Source organism: Actinocrinis sp. (assembly GCF_035946395.1).
Classification (GTDB): Bacteria; Actinomycetota; Actinomycetes; order Streptomycetales; family Catenulisporaceae; genus Actinocrinis.
The window spans coordinates 1-2,586 of record NZ_DASYZI010000422.1 but is presented as its reverse complement, the minus strand read 5'-3'; the positions used below and the strand labels follow the sequence as shown (position 1 = coordinate 2,586).

Here is a 2,586-nt window from a genome sequence, read left to right as displayed (position 1 = left end):
TCAAACTCTCCATAAAAGAACAGTATTGACCACCTGGCTGAATCATCCCGACGGGGGTCGGGACACTCACACCATCCAAAACATAAATGGCATCGCAAACTTCATCGACACACTGTTGAGTTCTCAAAAAACAGACACCGTGCACGGCGTGGATCCTGCTGCCAGGCCTGTCACCGTCAGTGTTGTTCGGCTGTCGCCAATCGGATCGGTCCGGTTTGCCCGGACTGCCCCTTGTGGCGACTTGGTAAACACTAGGCCCCGCGCGCGGGGGCGTCAAATCGGCTTATCAAGGCACTGTCTACGCCCCGGGCCTGGGGCTTTTTCGTCTGTCAGCGCGTCAGCTCGACGGCGCCGAGGGTACGGCGGCCACGGCGCAGGAGCAGCCAGCGGCCGTGTAGGAGGTCGGCCTCTGTGGGGCTCGCGTCTACGTCCTCGATCTTGGCGTTGTTGGCGTAGGCACCGCCCTCCTGGATAGCGCGGCGGGCGGCCGAGCGGCTGGGGACGATACCGGTGTCGGCGAACAACTCGAAGTAGGGCCTGAGCTCGGTGACGCCGGCGCTGGGTAGTTGCGCGAGCGCGGCCTTCAGGGTCTGCTCGTCGAGGCTCGTCAGCTCGCCCTGGCCGAACAGGGCGCGGCTGGCGGCTTCGACTCTGGTGAACTGGTCGGCGCCGTGCACGAGCGTCGTCACGTCCTCGGCGAGGGCCCGCTGGGCCAGGCGCAGGTGCGGCTTCTGCTCGGTGGCGGCGGCAAGTTCCCCGATTTCGTCACGGCTGCGGAAGGTGAAGATCTTGAGGTACTCCTCGACCTTCGAATCCTCGGCATTGAGCCAGAACTGGTAGAAGGCATAGGGGGACATCAGCTCGGCGTCGAGCCAGACCGTACCGGTCTCGGTCTTGCCGAACTTGGTACCGTCCGCCTTCGTGACCAGCGGGGTGCCCAGAACATGCACGGAAACGCCCTCGGCGCGGTGGATCAGGTCGACACCCGCGGTGAGGTTGCCCCACTGGTCGCTGCCACCGGTCTGGAGGGTGCAGCCGTACTTCCGGTAGAGCTCCAGGAAGTCGAGGCCCTGCAGAATCTGGTAGGAGAACTCGGTGTAGCTGATCCCGGCCTCCGAGTTCAACCGGGCGCTGACCGCGTCCTTCGACAGCATCTTGCCCACCCGGAAGTGCTTGCCGACGTCACGCAGAAAGTCGATCGCGGACAGTGGGGCGGTCCAGTCGAGGTTGTTGACGATTCGGGCGGCGTGCGGACCGTCGAAGTCGAGGATTCGCTCGACCTGGACGCGGATGCGCTCGACCCACTCGGCGACGGTTTCCTTCGTGTTGAGCGTTCGCTCGGCCGTCGGCTTGGGATCGCCGATCAGACCGGTGGAACCGCCGACCAGGCCGAGTGGGAGGTTTCCGGCGTCCTGGATCCGACGCATCGTGATCAGCTGCACGAGGTTGCCCATGTGCAGGCTCGGCGCGGTCGGGTCGAAGCCGCAGTAGAACGTGACCGGACCGTCCGCGAAGGCCTTGCGCAGGGCCTCTTCGTCGGTGCACAGGGCGAGCAGGCCCCGCCACTTCAGTTCGTCGACGATGTCGGTCACGGTTCGTCCGTCTCCTGTTCGAATCGGATATTGGGTACTAGCGTGCCCGATGACGGATGAAGATCGCTAACTGGTTCTGCGCTTGGGCACGTGGGGGCGGTAGGCGCTGACCGTGGCGTCGCCCTCGATCCAGAAGCGCCATGGGAAGTCGGGGGCGTCACGCAAACCGACGCGGGGGCCGGTGCGTATGTGGTCCCGGGTTGGTGGCTCACCGTGGAGGACCAGCAATGGGCCGGTGCCGCAGATGTCGGCGCCGTCGTCGGCGCGTGTGACGGCCAGGGACTCGACCAGGCGCGCTGGGCCGCGGGCCAAGTCACGGTCGTGCTTCGCGGACGGGCGGCGTTTGCGGGCGACGTCCACGCCGTCGACGATCGCCGCAGCGCGCAAGAGGATCCCGGTGGGCATGCCGGGCGGGCCGCAGACGAGGTTCATGCAGTTGTGCATGCCATAGGTGAAGTACACGTACACATGGCCGGGAGGGCCGAACATCGTGCCGTTGCGCTTCGACCTGCCGCGAAAAGCGTGCGAGCCTGGGTCGTTCGGGCCGTCGTACGCCTCGACCTCGGTAAGTCGGGCCGTTACGGCTCCGTCAGGGGTGTGGTGCACGACAAGCCTACCGAGGAGGTCGGGAGCGACCTCCAAGACTGGCCGGTCGAAGAAGTCGCGGGACAGTGGCTCGTTCGGCTCAGGCACCGTGCCACTCACGTTGAGTTGCCAGCAATTCACGGACCGCGGCCAGTTGTTCGCGGACGCGCACCGGTGCGGTGCCACCGCGACCGTCGCGAGAGGCGAGCGAACCCTCGACGGTGAGCACCTGCTTGACCTTGGGGGTAAGGCGGGGATCGATGGCGGACAGATCCTGGTCGGTGAGGTCGGAGAGTTCGATGTCGCGCTGCTCGCAGTAGCGGACCGCGGCGCCGGCGATCTCGTGCGCCTCGCGGAACGGGACGTGCTGCTTCACCAGCCACTCGGCGACGTCGGTGGCGAGCGAGAA

The 2,586-nt window shown here is 65.9% G+C and carries 2 protein-coding genes and 1 pseudogene; all 3 read right to left on the bottom strand.

What is annotated here, in order from left to right; all coding sequences use genetic code 11:
- Positions 1 to 329 precede the first annotated feature (329 nt).
- A complete protein-coding gene (tyrS, locus tag VGS97_RS26630) occupies positions 330 to 1,592 on the bottom strand; it encodes a tyrosine--tRNA ligase (RefSeq protein WP_326856409.1) in 1,263 nt (420 codons plus the stop codon).
- A 66-nt stretch (positions 1,593 to 1,658) separates the two neighbouring features.
- Positions 1,659 to 2,285 carry a DNA-3-methyladenine glycosylase gene (locus tag VGS97_RS26625; RefSeq protein WP_326856408.1) on the bottom strand — a complete coding sequence of 209 codons (627 nt, stop codon included), beginning with the start codon at positions 2,283 to 2,285 and terminating at the stop codon, positions 1,659 to 1,661.
- A pseudogene (locus VGS97_RS26620) lies at positions 2,278 to 2,586 on the bottom strand (argininosuccinate lyase); the annotation flags it as partial. The gene VGS97_RS26625 and the pseudogene VGS97_RS26620, both read right to left, overlap by 8 nt.